Origin of the sequence: Asticcacaulis sp. (assembly GCF_051954415.1) — a bacterium.
Taxonomy (GTDB): domain Bacteria; phylum Pseudomonadota; class Alphaproteobacteria; order Caulobacterales; family Caulobacteraceae; genus Asticcacaulis.
This window is the reverse complement of sequence record NZ_JBQCHT010000018.1, coordinates 49,587-65,918: the sequence shown is the minus strand read 5'-3', so window position 1 is coordinate 65,918 and position 16,332 is coordinate 49,587. Positions and strand designations below refer to the sequence as shown.

Below are 16,332 nucleotides of genomic sequence, written 5' to 3'. Positions count from 1 at the left end.
TCTGCCCACTTTTGGGGATGCGCTTACAGAAACTGCCGGAAAATAAAGTACAGCGTGCCGGAAATGGCGATGGTGGCGGGCAGAGTCAGCACCCAGGCCAGGGCAATGCCGCGCAGGGTTGAGGTTTGCAGGCCGGAGCGGTTGGCGGTCATGGTGCCGGCCACGGCGCCGGAGAGGATATGGGTGGTCGAAACCGGCAGGCCCAGGCGCTCAGCGGCGAAGATGGTGATGGCCGAGACGATGCCGGCGGAAGCGCCTTGCGCATAGGTCATTTTCGAATTGCCGATCTTTTCGCCGACCGTGACGACAATGCGCTTCCAGCCGACCATGGTTCCCAGGCCCAATGCCAGAGCCGTGGCGATCTTGACCCAGTTGGGGACATAGCGCGTCATGTCGTTCAGGGCGGATTGCAGGCCGGAAAGTGCCGGAGGCGCCGTTTTCGCGCTCTTCAGGATGCCGACCGCGGCATTGACCAGATACATGTCGTTGCGCAACTGCGGCATGTCGGCGGCGGGGACGTTGCGCAGGGCGCCGTGGGTCTTGATCTCGTCTTCGATATGATTGGTCATCAAAGCCAGGGCGCCGTAAAGGTCTGGCGTATCGATGCGGCGGTTGCGCACGGCGGCATTGACCGCGCTGCGGGCGATATCGAGCGTGGGCACGGTAGCGCCGTTGGCATGGCCGGCAAAGGCCTGCGCGCCGGCGTCGAGCTGCGCCATATAGGTCGGCTGGGTGGTATCGGGCAGGGTGCGGTTAAGCGCATAGGTGGCCGGGGCGACACCGATCAGGATAATCATGATCAGGCCCATGCCCTTCTGGCCGTCATTGCCGCCGTGGGCAAAGGAAACACCGGTGCAGGCGGCAATCAGGGTGGCACGAATCCACAGAGGCGGCGGTGCTTCACCTTGTGGGGCCTCATAGAGCTTCGGGTTGCGGATCAGGGCCTTCATCGCCAGCAGCAGAAGCCCCGCAACAAAAAAGCCGATCAGCGGCGAAAAGATCAGCGCCTTGCCGACCTTGATGGCCTGCGCCCAGTCAATGCCGGAGGTGGCGTTCATGGCCGAGGTCATCAACTGGTTGGCAACGCCGACGCCCATGATCGAGCCGATCAGGGCATGTGAGGAGGAGTTGGGGATGCCGAGCGCCCAGGTGCCGAGGTTCCAGATGATGGCTGAAATCAGCAGGGCGAAGATCATGGCATAGCCGGCGCCGGTGCCGACCTGAAGGATCAGTTCGACCGGCAGCAGCATGACGATGCCGTAGGCCACGGCGCCGGTGGAGGCCAGGACGCCGAGAAAGTTGAATACGCCCGACCAGATAACGGCGGTAAGCGGTTTCATCGAATGGGTGTAGATGACGGTGGCGACGGCGTTGGCGGTATCGTGGAAGCCATTGACGAACTCGAAGCCGAAGGCGATCAGCAGGGCCAGTCCAAGAAACAGGAAGGCGCCGAGTGCGATCGGTTCGCCGATCGACAGGGCGTCGTGATGCACGCTCCAGCCGACATAGAGCAGGCCCGCGACGATCGGGATAAGGAACAGAAGGCCGGCGGGAAGGCCGGTGGCTTTTGGGGTAGAAGGCGTGGAGGTCACGGAGTCTGTCTCTGCCGGTTTTTCAGTGCGCTTCTTTGGCAGGTGCAACGGCAAGAGTCGATTTGTTTTTGTGACAGATTTGTGACGGAGATTGACGAAAAAGCCTTTGAAACAAAGAGCTTTTATAAATTTTAAAAGCGCCGATTGAGCTGATGTCAGGCAGTTAAAGGCTTTGCGTGGATCATTTAGGCCGAACACGGATTAAAGACCGGATGTGCGCCCGGACTTTAAAAAATGCGCTTTACGGGTCAGGCGTAGGCGTAAACCCGTTCCGGCCGTAGTTTCAGGGCGTCGCCAATGGTGAACTGGTCGGCTTTGGTGCCGTGCGGGTGCTGAGTCTCGAACAGAGCGCCGTCTTCGCCCATCGGTTCCAGACGGCTGTGACCGGCCTTACGCACCGTCTAAACCAGCCTTATCTCAAAAACAGGCTTTTGAGCCATTGCGAGCCACTGCGCGCCACCTGCTGCCAGTCGGCGTCTTCTACATCATCGATGTCGGGCGTGTAGCCCCAGGGATTGAACAACTTGACGCGCGCGGCTTTGAAGTGAGCAGTATTGCGCGTGACCAGGACAAGGCCATGGGCCTGTGCCGTGGCGGCCATCAGGGCATCGCGTTCACTTTTGGATTCGACATAGCCCATGGCAGCGCGCTTTTTTACCACGCCGGCATCTATGGGCAGGATACGGCCGTCAAAAGCGCTCATCACCTGCTCGTCCAGCCAGGCGCGCAGGGGAGCAGCCTGGAGTTTGTCACGTCGCTCGGCTTTCCCAACACTGTTTTCCAGTTCGAGCAGGGTTAAGGCCGACATATAGAGATTCTGACGAGCGATACCGGCGGCCCAGGTTGCGACGCCGGAATCGCAGCCACCGGTTCGGGCCTTGCGCAGTTCAGTGATGACGGGCGTATCGAGGAGGTACATGGATCAGTCTTCCAGCCCGGCTGTGCGGTCCCAGGCGAGCGTGGAACTGGTCGGCTCCAGGTCGGCTGTTTCTGCTGGCAGCATGGCCAGAAGATCGATGATGCTTTCCGTCTGTCCGCTGATCTGGCGGAAGGCCTCGAAACTCATCAGCACGTGTGAGGGACGACCGCGATCGGTGATAAAGACCGGTCCCTGGCGCGCCAGACGCTTGGCCTTGCCGACATCCTGATTGAAATCGCGGCTGCTGATAGTGGTCATTATGTTTCCCCAAACACTGTTCCTGCCACGATAGGACAGGCGGCTTTCATCTGCAAAGAGAATCCATATTGCTACAAGAAAAACAGTTTAAATGTAGATATGTTGCTACAGTGTTGTGAAATGGCAACGGTAATTTTTTCAATAAAATAAATGACTTAAAAATATTCTTTTCGATTGACCAATTTCAAAAATTGGCAACCTCTTAAGGCAGCCGACAAGGCCCTAACCATAATCTCGTCACAACAGACAACCGGGGAAACCAAGTGAATATGCTCGATCTGGCGCCAGCGGGCCTGCTGCAAAGCGCCATCCATGAAATAACCAATATCCTGTCGCCGCATGGCGCCGTGGGCGCGGATGGCGTCACCAGGGTCTATGCGCCCGGTGATTTTTCCACGCACTTCTTCCTGCAACTGGCCGTCATTATCGTGACCTGCCGGGTTGTCGGCTGGCTGGGCCAGAAGTTTCTCGGCCAGCCGCAGGTGGTTGGCGAGATGATCGCCGGGGTTATCCTGGGGCCATCGCTGTTCGGCCTGTTTCTGCCGGAAATTCAGGGCGCCATTTTCCCGAAGGAAATGAAGAACGTCCTCTATACCGGCGCGCAGTTCGGTGTCGGCCTTTACATGTTCCTCGTAGGCACTACCTTCCGTGGCGATCATTTCGCCCAGAAGGGCAAGAGCGCCATGTTCGTCTCTTTGGCGGGTATTACCGCGCCTTTCCTGCTGGCCATCCTGATGACGCCGTGGCTGATGACGGTGCCGGGCCTCTTCGCTGAGGGTATCTCGCGCTTCAACGCCACTCTGTTCATGGGCGCCTGCATCGCCTTGACCGCATTCCCGATGCTTGCGCGTATCATTAATGAACGTGGTCTGGCCAATTCATCGCTGGGGACTTTGTCCCTGACCGCCGGCGCTTTCGATGACGCCGTGTCGTGGTGCATCCTGGCCATTGTGCTGGCGACCTTCGGGGCCGGTCCGGGCGTGGCGGTCGTGGCGATTGCCGGCGGTATCGGCTTCGCTCTGTTCGTGGTCTTTGTCGGCCGCAAACTGCTGGCGCCGCTTGGCCGCATGGTCGAAAAGCAGGGCGAGATGAGTCATACCGTCCTGGCCATCGTCATGATCTGCTTCTTTCTGGCGGCCTTCATCATGGACGCCGTCGGCATCCACGCCATCTTCGGCGGCTTCATCCTCGGCACCGCCATGCCGCGCGGCAAGCTGGTCGAGGAACTGAAAAAGAAGGTCGAGCCCTTCGCGGTGATCGTGCTCCTGCCGATGTTCTTTACCTATTCCGGCCTGAACACCCGCATGGACATGGTCAATTCCGTTCCCATGCTGCTGGTGGCCGGCGCTATCCTCATCGCTTCGGTCCTGGCCAAGTTCGCGGCTTGCTGGGGCGCTGCCCGGCTGAGCGGTGAAGACAACCGCACGGCCCTCGGCATCGGCGCTCTGATGAACTCGCGCGGCCTGATGGAACTGATCATCATCAATATCGGCCTGCAGAAAGGTATTATCGGCCTGCCACTGTTCGCTATGCTGGTCATGATGGCGATCATCACCACGGTCATGGCATCGCCAGTATTTGAATGGGTTTACGGCCGCAAGGCCCGTGAAAGCGGCGAACTGGGCGCCGTGCCGGATACGGCGAGCTAACCCGGATTCGCCTGACAAGCGTCTCAACTCCCTAAAAATTCACCTCAGCCCCTGTTTCCCTTTGGAAACAGGGGCTTTTTTGGTTAATGACGATAGTGTGACGCAAAATGGATAGTTACAAACGCGGACCGCCCTCGGCGATCCCTGGGGGAAAAATGCAGAAGGCATGGAAAACGGCTGCACAGGTTGTGGCGCTGGGCATTGTGTTTGGACCCGTGACGGCGCCAGCCGGCGCTGGTGTAACGCTTATGCCGGAAAAGCCGGGCGCGGTGGAATACGACCCGAAAACAGGCTTTCCAGATCACAACGGTGGCTTTTCCGCCATGGTGATCGTCATTCCGCAATCGCAACTGACCGAATTCGACAAGGTGGACGGCGGCGCGCGCCAGATCAGCCGCGTGGCCCGCGCCGAACCGGGTGCGCAACTGGCGATCAAGGTGGTTTTTACCGGCCTCAGCGCCGACAGCAGCGGCACGGGCGAGGTGACTTACGATCTGAGGGTTCTGACGCCTGACGGTCAGATCTATGCCGCCAGCGATTACAGTCACCTGGCGGCCGTGCGCGGTCCGGTGGGGGATGGTAAGCGCGTTTTCGACAACCGCACCAAGGTGGTGCTGATGTCGTTCGATCCGCAGGACAAGCCGGGCATCTACACAATCAAGGCCGTGGCACGCGATGAGGTGGCGCATCTGGAGGTGCCTCTGGCCACAACGATTGAACTGCTGCCGCCGACCGCAACGAAATCACCGGTTGCAGACGTGCCGCTGAAAACCAAAAAAACACATAGCCGGAAGAGGCGGCGCAGATGATCCTGTTCGTTGCCCAGACCTTCCTGCCGGAAGCCGGTGTTGCGCCCGCCCTGATGACAGGGCTAGTCCATGCCCTGACCCTGCGCGGACACCCGGCGGAGGTCTATTGCCGTGAAAGCCGGCTGGCGGCGGTGAAGGCGTTCGATGCCTCGCGGCGTTATGCCATCCATCGCTTCGGTGGGCCGCGGTTCTGGCGGCGGATGAAGATGGCCGGCGCGATCCGGCGCCGGATCGCTCGCGGCGGTGTCACTACAGTGGTGGCCGATAGCTGGAGAAGCCTGGAAAGCCTGCCCCGCAAAGCCTTGAAAGGGGTTCGCGTTGTCTGCCTGGCGCATGGCAACGAATATGCCGATAAGGCGCAGCAGGGGCGTATCCGGTCGGTATTGGCGAGGGCTGATGTGGTTGTTGCCAATTCAGAGTTTACAGCGGGACTGGCGCGCCCCATGGCCGGACAAACGCCGGTGGATATCGTCCTGCCGGGCGTTACGCCGCCACAAGGCGCGCATTTGGGGCTAAGGCCGCATGTTTCGGGTGACCGTTTGCTGTGCATTGCCCGTCTTGAGCCGCGAAAAGGCATTGATCAGGTGATCGGCGCCCTGGCGGCGCTGAAGCCACAATATCCACGGCTGATGCTCGATGTGGTGGGCCAGGGCGAGGACAGCCAGCGTCTCTCCGAACTGGCGGGGGCGCTGGGGGTTTCCGGGCAGGTGAATTTCCACGGCTATGTGTCGGATACGGCGAGGGCGGAACTGATCCGGCAGGCGCGGGTGTTCGTGCTGCCGAACCGGCCGGATGCTTCGGGTGTGGACGCGTTCGTTCCGGCCTTCCTGGAGGTGGCAGCCTGTGGCGTACCGGTTGTGGCCGGGAAGGCGGGCGGCGTTGCTGATGTGGTCCTGGACGGAGAAACCGGCGTGATTGTCGACGGGGAGGACATTGACAGCTTGACCAATGCCCTGCGACATCTGCTAGATGACGCGGCTTTGCAGCGCCGCCTGGGCAGCGCCGCGCAGAAGCGGTTCTGGACCGAATTCGCCTGGAGCGTGGCGGTGGGCCGGTATGAGGTCATTCTGGGCCTGACAGGAGACAAGAGATGAGCGAAACCCTTCCAGATACGATCAGCCTGATCATCCCGGCGCGGGAAAAGGATCTGGGGGGCTTCAAGGTGCGGCGCGTGCTGCCCTTCGCCAAACACCGCATGGTGGGGCCGTGGATCTTCTTCGACCATATGGGACCGGCGGATTTCGCGCCGGGCATCGGCATCAATGTGCGGCCGCATCCGCATATCAACCTGGCCACGGTCACCTATCTGTTCGCCGGCAATATCCTGCACCGCGATTCGCTGGGCACGCGTTCGGTGATCAAGCCAGGCGATATCAACCTGATGGTGGCGGGGAAGGGCATTACCCATTCCGAACGCGAGGAAGAAGAGGCGCAAGGCAGAACGCGCCATCTCGACGGCCTGCAACTGTGGCTGGCCTTGCCGGAAGCCGATGAGGAAATCGATCCGGCCTTTTACCACTATGATGCCGATGAAATTCCCGGCATCACTGAAGACGGCTTGTCCGTCCGCGTCATGATGGGGGAGGCGTTCGGCCTGACCTCTCCGGTGAAGACCTATGCCAGGACCTTCTATGCCGAGTTCCGGCTTAAGGCGGGCAAGCGCGTGGAGGCGCCTTTGACTGCCGAGGAACGCGCCGTCTATGCGTGCAGCGGCGCTATCGAGATCGATGGTCAGCGACTGGAGCCCTATGAAATGGCGGTTTTGGCACCGGGCGCGGCGGTGCAGATCACGGCCCTGGATGACGCCCATTTCGTCATGATCGGCGGCGAGCCCCTGACGGAGCGTCATATCTACTGGAACTTCGTATCGTCGCGGCCGGAACGCATCGAACTGGCGAAGGCCGACTGGCAGGCACAGGATGGCATCGCCTTTCCGAAGGTGCCCGGCGATGAAGTGGAGTTTATTCCGCTGCCGGAATGAGTTACAAATAGCCCAGATATCCCGCCTGCTGTGTGCCAGATTCAAATGAATATAAATAGTTTGGAAAACTTCAGCGTTATCTCAATAATCACTGAGCCAGAAAAATTGCTTATGGGAATTTACCGTGAAGCAGTAGCTGAGCCTTATAGTGATGGCGGGATTAAGGGGTGGAGATTTTATGTTGAAAAAATAAACGATTTTGGACGAAATGAGCCTGTGTGGGACACCTGGGAGGAGCAATTTTCAGGTATATTGGAATATCCAGCCTTATATACTAGGGTTCCAGTTGTATGGCGGGATTCTAATGACGGAAATGTCATTGATATGAATAAAGTATTGAAAATTGTTTCATTGCTGTAAATTGCGAAATAAAAATCTTGATTTGCTTAAAAATACGTAGGGCAAGTTCCTCGCTTATGGCCTTGCCGAGGCGATAATAGTGAGGGCAAGACAGGATAAACGGCTTTCCCGAACGATCAACACGTGCCCAGGTTGCGAAGTAGCCAGCACATGTTATCGACATGTCAGCTGGCGCTATCGCCGCTCTAAACGAACAAGATGACCATTGTCGCATTACACATCGGTAATGTTTCGCCCGACATCTTTACAAAAGATACAAGTTGCGCTTGGTTGGTTGTCCTCCGGGGTGTTCCAGCGTCAGTCAGGGTTTCATGAAAAAATACGGTTTGAGTTTGGTCAGCGCACTGGCGCTGATGTCTGCGGTCCTGGCTCCGGCCGCGTTTTCACAAGAAATGGCGCCGCCCGCTGTGCCGGTCGAGCAGCCGCAGAATATCCCCTATCCCGGCACCTTGCAGGTCACGGTGGACGCCACCGACCTTGATCACCGGATTTTCCAGGTCAATGAAACCGTACCCGTCGTCAAAAGCGGCGACATGGTGCTGATGCTGCCGAAATGGCTGCCGGGCCATCATTCGCCGGGCACCGAACTGAGCCGCGTCGCCGATATCATCATCACCGCCAATGGCCAGCGCCTCAACTGGCTGCGCGATCAACTCGACATGAACGCCTTCCATATCACCGTGCCGGAAGGTGCTAAAACGGTCGAGGTGGCGTTCAAGTACCTGGCGCCGGTGACCTCGAGCGCCGGCCGCATCACCATGACAGCGGATATGGTCGATCTGCAATGGAATTTCGCCTCGATGTATCCGGCCGGCTATTACGCTAAGCAGATTCCGGTGCAGGCTACGCTCAAAGTGCCGGCCGGCTTCGGCTACGCCACCGGGCTGGAAACCGACAGCAAGTCCGGCGACACCATCGTCTTCAAGACGACCGACTATGACACCCTGATCGATTCGCCGGTCTATGCAGGGCGTTATTTCAAGACCTGGGATCTGACGCCGAAGGGCAGTGATACGCCAGTGCGCCTGAACATCATGGCCGATGCGCCGGACATGCTCAATGCGCCGGATGATGTCATCGCCATCCACAGGAAGCTGATTGAACAGGCTTATAAGCTTTATGGCGCACACCATTATAATCATTACGATTTCCTGGTGGCGGCCTCCGATACGATCGGCGGCATTGGCCTTGAGCATCACCGCTCGTCCGAGAACAGCGTGTCGGAAAAGTACCTGACAGACTGGAAGACGGCCTTCGTGGGCCGCGACCTGCTGGCGCATGAATATACCCACTCATGGAACGGCAAGTTCCGCCGCGGAGCTGATCTTTGGACGCCGAATTTCCAGGTGCCGATGCGTGATTCGCTGCTCTGGGTCTATGAAGGTCAGACGCAGTACTGGGGCTATATGCTGGCCGGGCGTTCGGGCCTGCTCAGCAAGGATCAGGATCTGGGCGCCCTGGCGATGATCTTCGCCTCCTATGACAACCTGCCGGGCCGCAAGTGGCGTCCGCTGATCGACACCACCAATGATCCGATCATCTCGTCGCGCAGCCCGCAGAACTGGACCTCGATGCAGCGCTCGGAAGACTATTACAACGAAGGTCTGATGATCTGGCTCGATGCCGACACCCTGATCCGCGAGAAGACCGGTGGCAAGAAGTCGCTAGACGATTTCGCCAAAGCCTTCTTCGGCATTAAGAATGGTGACTGGGGCGAGACGACCTACACCTTTGACGACGTGGTCAAGACGTTGAACAGCGTCTACGCCTATGACTGGGACAGCTTCCTGAAGGCCCGTGTTTATGGCTACGGCCAGAACAATGATGGCGCGGCGCCGACCGATGGTATCACCCGCGGCGGCTACAAGCTGGTCTATCAGGAAACCCCGACCGATTATTTCAAGTCACTGGAATCCTTGCGTAAATATTCCAATCTGAACTATTCGATCGGCTTCTCGGTCAGTGGCAAGGACAACAGCATCATGTCCGAGCTGTGGGACAGCCCGGCCTTCAAGGCCGGCCTGACTCCGGGCATGACTCTGGTGGCAGTCAATGGCAAGGCGTTTGATATGGACCTGCTCAAGAAGGCCATCACCGATGCCAAGACCGGCACTGACCCGATCGAACTGATCGTGAAGTCGGACGACAACTACAAGACCGTGAAGATCGATTATCACGGCGGTTTGCGCTATCCGGTCCTGCAACGGATCGAGGGCAAGCCGGCCCTGCTGGATGATATTCTGGCGGAGAAGAAGTAGAATAAAAAGGCGGGCCGCAAAGCCCGCCTTTTTTAATGCAGCCCCAGCAGGGCCGGTCCCTTCACCAGCCAGGCCATATAGCCGCCATAGGCCAGCAGGAACAAAAAACCCGCCAGGCGCCCGATCGGCTGGCGCCGCAGGATGATGGCCGACAGGCAGACGGCCGCAGCCAGCATCAGCGGCAGGTCGACATGGAGGAAATGCGGTGCAATCGAAAGCGGATGGACGGCGGCGGTGATGCCGAGAATCCCCAGTATATTGAAGATATTGCTGCCCAGCACATTACCGAGCGCCATTTCGTTCTGACGGCGGATCGCGCTGAGGATGGTGACGGTCAGTTCGGGCAGGGAGGTGCCCACCGCTACCAGCGACAGCCCGATAACAGCATCGGAAACACCGAAATCACGGGCGATGGCGGTGGCGCCACGCACCAGGCCATCGGCGCCGGCGATCAGAGCCGCCAGTCCGGCGACCATCCAGATGACAGCCACCCAGGGCGACAGGCTGACTTTCGGCGCGATGTCTTCCTCGCCCTTGCGGCCTTCCAGCAGGTAGACCAGGAGCAAATAGGCCACGAGCGCGCCGACCATAATCAGGCCGTCGCGTTGTGACAGGACGCTGACCCAGGCCAGCCAGGTCAGGGCGCCGGTGACCACGAGCATGATCAGGGCTTCGCGCCGGACATTGCGGGCGGTGGTGGCGATCGGCCGCAGCAGGGCGCCGACGCCTAAGATCAGCAGGACATTGGCGATGTTCGAGCCGACGACATTGCCCACGGCCACATCTGGCGCGCCTTGCTGTACCGATTGCAGGGCGACCAGCAGTTCGGGCATGGAGGTGCCGAAGCCGATAATGGTCAGGCCGATAATGAGCTTAGGAATCTTAAGCGATTCCGCCAGGGCGACAGCGCCGCGGATCAGGGCTTCGCCGCCGAGCAACAGGCCCAGCAGGCCGCCGGCAACCAAAACATAGTTTATGTGAGCTGTAATGAACTCCATGCGCCCCTCCCGTTCATGGGGACATGTTTACCATGTCTGAAAGGCCGGGATAAGCAAAACCGGATACCGGACATACGATTTCGCTCCCAGAGGCATTCTGTTCATCATGCAGTCATGTGGTCGGATTTAGCCTCCGGCCAGCTTATCCTGGAGGGTTACATGTCCCGTCTTCGCCTGCTTGCCCTTGTGGGCTGTGTCTCAGTCTTCTCTGCTTTGGCGGTTCCTGCAGAAGCGCAGTTGCTTCGTCAGCGCCTGATCGAACGCATCAAGACAAAATCCGCCGCCACGCCGCCGCCGGATGCCGGAAAGCTGATGCCGGGCGCTACCCAACGCAGCGCCAGCTATGGGGATAATCCCGATCAGACCATGGAAGTCTATCTGCCGCCGCATCCCGATCACGCGCCGGTCATCGTCATGGTGCACGGCGGCGGTTGGCGGATCGGCGACAAGAACATGGCCGGCGTGGTGGAGAACAAGGTCAAACGCTGGCTACCAAAAGGCTATATCTTTGTCAGCATCGATTACCGCATGTTGCCGGAAGCCAAGGTTGATGTGCAGGCCCAGGACGTGGCGGCGGCCGTCGCCTATGTGCAGGGACACGCCAGCGAATGGGGCGGCGATGGCAGTAAGCTCATCCTGATGGGCCATTCCGCCGGCGCGCATCTGGTGGCCCTGCTTTCGGGCGACCCGTCGCGCGTCCGCAAGGCCGGGGGGCATAACTGGTCCGGCACAGTGGTGCTCGACAGCGCCGCCTATGATGTGGCCTCGGTCATGAACCGTAAGCACCCGCAGCTTTATGATGATGCCTTCGGCACCGATCCAGCTTATTGGGCCGGCCTGTCGCCGGCACTGCATATCGCGGCGGATGCGGTGCCGATGATGCTGGTCTGCGCGCTGAAACGCCCGGATGATTCCTGTGGGCAAAGCCGCGACTTCGCCGCCCGCCTGAAAGCGGTCGGACAGACGGCTCCGGTTGTGGAACAAAATCTGAAACACGGCGAGGTCAACAGCGAGCTTGGCCTGCCGGGTGAATATACGGACAAGGTCGATGGCTTTATGAGCGCGCATCTTGGCAGGTGAAGGGTTAGGCGCTAAACCGGGGTTATGATCCGCCTCTACATCTCCGAACCGACACCCACCTTTAGTGTGGGGCTGATGCTGCCGCTCAATATTGACCAGGGGCGCTATCTAACCTCCGTGATGCGCAAGGGCGCGGGGGATCAGGTCTGGGTGTTCAACGGCCGCGACGGTGAATGGACGGCGGAAATTGCCGAGGCGGGAAAGCGCCTTGTTGTTTTGAGACTAACCGAACAGACCAAATCGCAGCCAAGGCTCAAGGGACCGGTTCTGGCCGTGGCGCTGATCAAGCGCTCGCCGCTGGAGTATATTATCGAGAAGGCCACCGAACTGGGAGCGTCGCGGATTCAACTGTTGATGACCCGCCGCACCCAATCGGATCATGTCAAGCTGGAGCGTCTTAAGATCATCGCCCAGGAAGCCGCCGAACAGACCGAGCGGCTGGATGTGCCGGAAATTCTGGCGCCTATCAAACTCGATGCCTTTCTGGCGGCACCGGATGTGGAGGCGATTATTTTCGGCGATGAGGACAGTACGCACGAAGGCGATGAACGCCGCACCCGGCCTCTGCTGGAGGTTCTGTCACCATTGACAAGCAAGCGCGCGGCGATCCTGATCGGACCCGAAGGCGGCTTTGACAATAATGAGCGCCAGACCTTGCGCGCCATGGAAAACGTCTATCCGGTCAATCTCGGTCCGCGCATCCTGCGTGCAGATACCGCGGCCATTTCCGCCCTGACCCTCTATCAGGCATCGCTCGGGGACTGGAAGTAATCTCCGCCTGTAAGGCGGCAAGGGGAACCGCCCGCCAAGAAACGATATTGGGCAATTGCGAGGAGGCTCGCGCCGATTGAGCGGCTAAAAAGCAGTTGTCACCTTGCCAGTTACACAAACGCGGCCCATATAAGCCCCGCTTGCAATATTGAGAGGGCAGGGCGCGTGGCTGAGACTTCTAAGGCGGAACCTGTCCGCACCATGGCCGATCTGGTCAGCTATTTTGAAGCCGGTAACAAGCCGCGCGAGAATTGGCGCATCGGCGCGGAACACGAGAAGTTCGCCTTCCATCTCGATACCTTGCGCCGCCCGACCTATGAAGGCCCGGATGGCATCGAGGCTATGCTGGTGGGGCTGGAGCGCTTTGGCTGGAAGCCCTATTACGAAAACGGCAAGATCATCGCCCTGCTGAAGAACGGGGCCTCGGTGACCCTGGAACCGGGCGGCCAGTTCGAGCTTTCGGGCGCGCCGCTGGAAACCATCCATGATATCTGCAACGAGACCGGCCAGCACCTGGAAGAGGTCAAGACGGTAGCTTCCGAACTGAAATTGGGCTTTATCGGTCTGGGTTTCTCGCCGCTGTGGACGCGCGAGGAAACGCCGGTCATGCCCAAGGGGCGCTATAATATCATGCGCGCCTATATGCCGAAGGTCGGCAAGCTGGGGCTCGATATGATGCTGCGCACCTGTACGGTGCAGGCCAATCTCGACTATGGCGACGAGGCCGATATGGTGCTGAAATTCCGCACCTCGCTGGCCCTGCAACCGATCGCCACGGCGCTGTTTGCCAATTCGCCCTTTATCGAAGGCAAGCCGAGCGGTTTCCTGTCGGCGCGCGCCAATGTGTGGACTGACACTGATCCGGACCGCACCGGTATGCTCGATTTCGTGTTCGAGGATGGCTTCGGTTTCGAGCGCTACGCCAGATACGCGCTCGATGTGCCGATGTATTTCGTCAAGCGCGAGGGGGCGGCGAACGGCGGCTATATCGATGCTTCTGGCCAGGACTTCAAGGCTTTCCTCAAGGGCGAACTGCCGGCGCTGCCGGGCGAATTGCCGACCATGGATGATTGGGCCGACCATCTAACGACCCTGTTTCCGGAAGTGCGTCTCAAGAAGTACCTCGAAATGCGCGGCGCCGATGCCGGTCCGTGGGGCCGATTGTGCGCCCTGCCGGCGCTGTGGGCGGGCCTGCTCTATGACCAACCGTCGCTGGAAGCGGCCTGGGAACTTGTCAAGGGATGGACGAATGACGATCACAACACCCTGCGCGGCATGGCGGCGAAGACCGGCCTTGAGGGCGCAATCGCCGGTCGTCCGGTCAAGGACTGGGCAATGGATGTGCTGGAAATCGCCAAACAGGGCCTGAAGAACCGTAATCGCCTGTCTGGCGGAATGGTTGATGAAACGGGTTACCTAACCGAACTGTTCGAGATCGCCGACAGCGGGCTTACGCCGGCCGATCGTCTGCTGGAAAAGTTCAATGGTGTCTGGCAGGGCGATTTCCGTAAGCTGTATGAGCAGGAAGCTTATTAAAATAAAGCGCTAGAATCGTATACAGTTTCGCATGTGCAGCGACTCTTATGCTTGCCAAGGGCTTAATTTGCTGGTCTTGTCGTAAAAAAGGCAACGACCTCGCTGAGCGAAGGATCTGAGCCACCTTCCTTTGCGAGTTAAAACAGCATGATCAATATCGTCATTGCGGCCGGGATTCTGGTAACGATCCTGACCGCCATCCCCGTCCTTTTGCAGATGCGTAACCACCCGAAGGGGCTGTTCGTCTGCTTCTTTGCCGAGATGTGGGAACGCTTTTCCTACTACGGTATGCGCGCCCTGCTGATCTATTATCTGGTTCGCCATTTCCTCTTCACCGATGAACACGCCAATGCGCAGTATGGTTCTTACACCACGCTTATATATCTTTTGCCGCTGCTGGGCGGCCTGATTGCCGACCGCTGGCTGGGCACGCGTAAGGCTATCGTTTTTGGCGCTATCCTGCTGGTGGCCGGTCACTTCGGCATGGCCTTCGAGGGTAAGGCCAATGTCGATACCCTGACCTATCAGGGCCATACCTATGAATTCGTTGTCGAAGGCAAGGGCCAGGACCGCGCCGTCAAGCTACAGGTCGGCGATCATCGCTATGACTGGTCCGGCCGTCCGGATGGCGGCTATCATGTCGAGGGGCTGCCGGCAGGGGCGCCGATCCCGGCCGATCTGCCCGCTGGTTCGTTCACCAAGGGCATGAAGGTGGCCACGCCGTGGGCGGAGCAAGCCTTCTATCTGTCGGTGTCGCTGATCATCATGGGCGTCGGTTTCATGAAGCCGAACATTTCCTCGATTGTCGGCCAGCTCTATCCGGACAAGGATCCGCGCCGCGACGCTGGTTTCCAGTTCTATTATTACGGCATCAATCTCGGTTCTTTCTGGGCGGCGGCGCTGTGTGGCTATCTCGGTGAGAATGTCGGCTGGTGGGCGGGCTTCGGCCTGGCCGGGGTCGGGATGCTTGCCGGCCTGATCATGTTCACGCTTGGCAAATCCTGGCTGCAAGGCAAGGGCGAGCCGCCGAAGCCGGAAGTGCTCAAGGAAAAGGTGGCCGGGATCTCCAAGGAAAACCTGATCTATCTGTTCGGCTTCGCCATGGTGCCGGTGATCTTCTTCCTGGTGCAGAAGAACAAGATCGTCGGCACGGCTTTGACGGTCGGCATGGTGGCGATCATCATATATGTCTTCATCCAGATGTTCACCAAGTACAATGTCCAGGAACGCTTCCGGCTGGGCCTGGCCATGATCCTGTCCGGCGCCTCGGCCATCTTCTTCGCCCTGTTTGAGCAGGCGGGATCGTCGCTGTCCCTGTTCGCCGAGCGCAATACCGACCTCAACATCATGAAGGCGCCGATGCTAATCGGCAAGTTCGTACTGGCCTCGCAGGAACAACTGGCGGCCATGACGGTGCCGGCCGGTTCGATCTGGATCGACATGGGTATGACCGCCTCGCAGACCCAGACCTTCAATGCCGGCTTTATCCTCATCCTGGCACCGGTCTTCGCGGCGATCTTCACCTTCCTCGGCAATCGCAATATGGACCCCGATCCGGTCAAGAAGTTTGCTTTCGGCCTGCTGAATGTCGGCCTGGGCTTTCTGGTGCTGGTCTGGGCCGCGCCTCTGGCTGATGCCAACTGGCGTTTGCCGGCCTTCTTCCTGCTGCTGACCTACTTCTTCCACACCATCGGTGAACTGAGCCTGTCGCCGGTTGGGCTGTCGCAGCAGACCAAGCTGTCGCCGCCGACGATTGTGGCCACCATGATGGCCATCTGGTTCCTGGGGGCATCGCTTGGCCAGTATGTCGCCGCCATTATCTCGACCTTCGCCTCGACTGAGACGGTCGGTGGCAAGGTGCTGGATAACAAGTCGGCCCTGATGTCGTCGCTGGATACCTTCCAGTTCATCGGCTGGCTGGGTGTTGGTATCGGCGTGGTTTTCTTCCTGCTGAGCTTCGTGCTGAAGAAGTGGTCCTATGGTGCCAATGACACTACCAAGACGGTGGATGAAGGCACAACGGAGGTTGTCTAAACTTCTGGGGTTTTGGGTCCAAAGAACGTTTCTTGCGGCCCCAAGTCTTCTCTCTTTCCAAAGAAAAGCCTGGCTCTAAGGGCCGGG

Annotated in this window: 15 protein-coding genes; 10 read left to right on the top strand and 5 right to left on the bottom strand. The window is 59.1% G+C overall.

Annotation, left to right across the window (positions count from 1 at the left end; translation table 11 throughout):
• Positions 1–23: 23 nt before the first annotated feature.
• The 4 genes from ACTHND_RS06065 to ACTHND_RS06050 all read right to left on the bottom strand — a co-directional run bounded on the left by ACTHND_RS06065 (position 24) and on the right by ACTHND_RS06050 (position 2,769).
• Positions 24–1,592 (bottom strand): inorganic phosphate transporter, encoded by a 1,569-nt coding sequence (locus ACTHND_RS06065; protein WP_440176762.1) that lies wholly within the window; start codon positions 1,590–1,592, stop codon positions 24–26.
• A gap of 248 nt (positions 1,593–1,840) precedes the next feature.
• Positions 1,841–1,990 carry a hypothetical protein gene (locus ACTHND_RS06060; protein ID WP_440176760.1) on the bottom strand — a complete coding sequence of 50 codons (150 nt, stop codon included), beginning with the start codon at positions 1,988–1,990 and terminating at the stop codon, positions 1,841–1,843.
• Positions 1,991–2,004: 14 nt separating this feature from the next.
• Complete coding sequence (locus ACTHND_RS06055; RefSeq protein ID WP_440176758.1) at positions 2,005–2,511, bottom strand: type II toxin-antitoxin system VapC family toxin; 507 nt, start codon at positions 2,509–2,511, stop codon at positions 2,005–2,007.
• A gap of 3 nt (positions 2,512–2,514) precedes the next feature.
• A complete protein-coding gene (locus ACTHND_RS06050) occupies positions 2,515–2,769 on the bottom strand; it encodes a type II toxin-antitoxin system Phd/YefM family antitoxin (protein WP_440176756.1) in 255 nt (84 codons plus the stop codon).
• A 269-nt stretch (positions 2,770–3,038) separates the two neighbouring features.
• Here ACTHND_RS06050 and ACTHND_RS06045 point away from each other — a divergent pair, with 269 nt between their 5' ends.
• The 6 genes from ACTHND_RS06045 (at position 3,039) to ACTHND_RS06020 (ending at position 9,826) form a co-directional block, all read left to right on the top strand.
• The gene (locus tag ACTHND_RS06045) at positions 3,039–4,418 is read left to right on the top strand and encodes a cation:proton antiporter (protein ID WP_440176853.1); all 1,380 of its coding nucleotides are present in this window, start codon (positions 3,039–3,041) and stop codon (positions 4,416–4,418) included.
• A 155-nt stretch (positions 4,419–4,573) separates the two neighbouring features.
• Positions 4,574–5,227, top strand: coding sequence for a hypothetical protein (locus ACTHND_RS06040; RefSeq protein WP_440176754.1), 654 nt, complete (start codon positions 4,574–4,576; stop codon positions 5,225–5,227).
• A complete protein-coding gene (locus ACTHND_RS06035) occupies positions 5,224–6,321 on the top strand; it encodes a glycosyltransferase family 4 protein (protein WP_440176752.1) in 1,098 nt (365 codons plus the stop codon). Before ACTHND_RS06040 ends, ACTHND_RS06035 begins: the two co-directional genes overlap by 4 nt.
• A complete protein-coding gene (locus tag ACTHND_RS06030; protein ID WP_440176750.1) occupies positions 6,318–7,208 on the top strand; it encodes a pirin family protein in 891 nt (296 codons plus the stop codon). The genes ACTHND_RS06035 and ACTHND_RS06030 overlap by 4 nt, the downstream gene beginning before the upstream one ends.
• 60 nt (positions 7,209–7,268) lie before the next feature.
• Positions 7,269–7,568, top strand: coding sequence for a hypothetical protein (locus tag ACTHND_RS06025; protein ID WP_440176748.1), 300 nt, complete (start codon positions 7,269–7,271; stop codon positions 7,566–7,568).
• 311 nt (positions 7,569–7,879) lie between these two features.
• On the top strand, positions 7,880–9,826 hold the full coding sequence (locus ACTHND_RS06020) for a M61 family metallopeptidase (RefSeq protein ID WP_440176746.1): 1,947 nt from the start codon (positions 7,880–7,882) through the stop codon (positions 9,824–9,826).
• A 32-nt stretch (positions 9,827–9,858) separates the two neighbouring features.
• Here ACTHND_RS06020 and ACTHND_RS06015 read toward each other — a convergent pair whose 3' ends face one another.
• Positions 9,859–10,824 carry a calcium/sodium antiporter gene (locus tag ACTHND_RS06015; RefSeq protein WP_440176744.1) on the bottom strand — a complete coding sequence of 322 codons (966 nt, stop codon included), beginning with the start codon at positions 10,822–10,824 and terminating at the stop codon, positions 9,859–9,861.
• 159 nt (positions 10,825–10,983) lie between these two features.
• Here ACTHND_RS06015 and ACTHND_RS06010 point away from each other — a divergent pair, with 159 nt between their 5' ends.
• The 4 genes from ACTHND_RS06010 to ACTHND_RS05995 all read left to right on the top strand — a co-directional run bounded on the left by ACTHND_RS06010 (position 10,984) and on the right by ACTHND_RS05995 (position 16,245).
• A complete protein-coding gene (locus ACTHND_RS06010) occupies positions 10,984–11,904 on the top strand; it encodes an alpha/beta hydrolase (protein ID WP_440176742.1) in 921 nt (306 codons plus the stop codon).
• Between the two features lie 24 nt (positions 11,905–11,928).
• The gene (locus tag ACTHND_RS06005; RefSeq protein WP_440176740.1) at positions 11,929–12,675 is read left to right on the top strand and encodes a 16S rRNA (uracil(1498)-N(3))-methyltransferase; all 747 of its coding nucleotides are present in this window, start codon (positions 11,929–11,931) and stop codon (positions 12,673–12,675) included.
• A gap of 201 nt (positions 12,676–12,876) precedes the next feature.
• Positions 12,877–14,211 (top strand): glutamate--cysteine ligase, encoded by a 1,335-nt coding sequence (locus ACTHND_RS06000; RefSeq protein ID WP_440176851.1) that lies wholly within the window; start codon positions 12,877–12,879, stop codon positions 14,209–14,211.
• A 147-nt stretch (positions 14,212–14,358) separates the two neighbouring features.
• A complete protein-coding gene (locus ACTHND_RS05995) occupies positions 14,359–16,245 on the top strand; it encodes a peptide MFS transporter (protein WP_440176738.1) in 1,887 nt (628 codons plus the stop codon).
• Positions 16,246–16,332: the final 87 nt, after the last annotated feature.

Excerpts from the sequence above, each read along its gene's own strand:
- ACTHND_RS05995 (WP_440176738.1), top strand. The coding sequence starts at position 14,359 with ATGATCAATATCGTCATTGCGGCCGGGATTCTGGTAACGATCCTGACC.
- ACTHND_RS06000 (WP_440176851.1), top strand. The coding sequence starts at position 12,877 with ATGGCCGATCTGGTCAGCTATTTTGAAGCCGGTAACAAGCCGCGCGAG.
- ACTHND_RS06010 (WP_440176742.1), top strand. The coding sequence starts at position 10,984 with ATGTCCCGTCTTCGCCTGCTTGCCCTTGTGGGCTGTGTCTCAGTCTTC.
- ACTHND_RS06045 (WP_440176853.1), top strand. The coding sequence starts at position 3,039 with ATGCTCGATCTGGCGCCAGCGGGCCTGCTGCAAAGCGCCATCCATGAA.
- ACTHND_RS06035 (WP_440176752.1), top strand. The coding sequence starts at position 5,224 with ATGATCCTGTTCGTTGCCCAGACCTTCCTGCCGGAAGCCGGTGTTGCG.
- ACTHND_RS06005 (WP_440176740.1), top strand. The coding sequence starts at position 11,929 with ATGATCCGCCTCTACATCTCCGAACCGACACCCACCTTTAGTGTGGGG.
- ACTHND_RS06020 (WP_440176746.1), top strand. The coding sequence starts at position 7,880 with ATGAAAAAATACGGTTTGAGTTTGGTCAGCGCACTGGCGCTGATGTCT.
- ACTHND_RS06015 (WP_440176744.1), bottom strand. The coding sequence starts at position 10,824 with ATGGAGTTCATTACAGCTCACATAAACTATGTTTTGGTTGCCGGCGGC.
- ACTHND_RS06030 (WP_440176750.1), top strand. The coding sequence starts at position 6,318 with ATGAGCGAAACCCTTCCAGATACGATCAGCCTGATCATCCCGGCGCGG.
- ACTHND_RS06050 (WP_440176756.1), bottom strand. The coding sequence starts at position 2,769 with ATGACCACTATCAGCAGCCGCGATTTCAATCAGGATGTCGGCAAGGCC.
- ACTHND_RS06040 (WP_440176754.1), top strand. The coding sequence starts at position 4,574 with ATGCAGAAGGCATGGAAAACGGCTGCACAGGTTGTGGCGCTGGGCATT.
- ACTHND_RS06055 (WP_440176758.1), bottom strand. The coding sequence starts at position 2,511 with ATGTACCTCCTCGATACGCCCGTCATCACTGAACTGCGCAAGGCCCGA.